The organism is Roseomonas sp. KE2513, from assembly GCF_016107305.1.
Classification (GTDB): domain Bacteria; phylum Pseudomonadota; class Alphaproteobacteria; order Acetobacterales; family Acetobacteraceae; genus Roseomonas.
In genome coordinates, this window is sequence record NZ_RCVR01000167.1 from 1 (window position 1) to 791 (window position 791).

The 791-nt window shown below is 68.3% G+C and carries 1 protein-coding gene; it reads left to right on the forward strand.

From position 1 onward, the window contains the following. Positions 1-25: 25 nt before the first annotated feature. A partial coding sequence (locus D9599_RS30775) for an IS5 family transposase (RefSeq protein ID WP_198385140.1) occupies positions 26-791 on the forward strand: 766 nt, incomplete at its 3' end.

Sequence of the window (791 nt, forward strand, 5' to 3'; positions counted from 1 at the left end):
TGGCGGGTGCCCTGGTTTGGGGTGGATGACTGCTCGTAAGCCGTACCCGTCCGATGTGTCTGACGAGGAGTGGGCGCTGGTTGCGCCTTACCTGACGCTGCTGCTTGAGAATGCCGGTCAGCGCGAGCACCCGTTGCGCGAGGTGTTCAACGGGCTGCGGTACCTGGTCCGCTACGGCGTGGCCTGGCGGGCCATGCCCAACGACTTGCCACCCTGGCACGCGGTCTATGATCAGGCGCAGCGCTGGCTGCGGGCGGGCTGCTTTGAGGTGCTGGTCCAGGACCTCAGGGCCGTGCTCCGCCTGGCCCAAGGTCGCGCGGAGGAGCCGTCCGCTGCCGTGCTGGACAGCAGGACCCTTCGCTCCACCCCTGAGAGCGGCAGCAGGGCTGCCTGGGACGGGCACAAGCGGACCAGGGGCTCCAAGCTGCATCTGGCCGTCGACACGCTCGGGCACTTGCTGGCACTGCACGTCACCCCCGCCGATGCCGACGACCGCTCGGCCGTCTCCATCCTGGCCGAAGCCGTCCAGGACGCGACCGGGGAGAGCGTGGACCTGGCCTATGTCGATCAAGGCTACACCGGTGAGCGGCCCGCCCAGGCCGCGGCTGCACATGGCATCACCCTTGAAGTCGTCAAACTCCCCGAGGCCAAGCGCGGCTTCGTGCTCCTGCCCAGAAGGTGGGTGGTTGAGCGTTCCTTTGCTTGGTTCGCCCGCTTCCGCCGTCTCGCCCGCGACTACGAGCGCCTTCCAGAAACGCTGGCAGGCCTACACCTCGCCCCCTTCACCATCC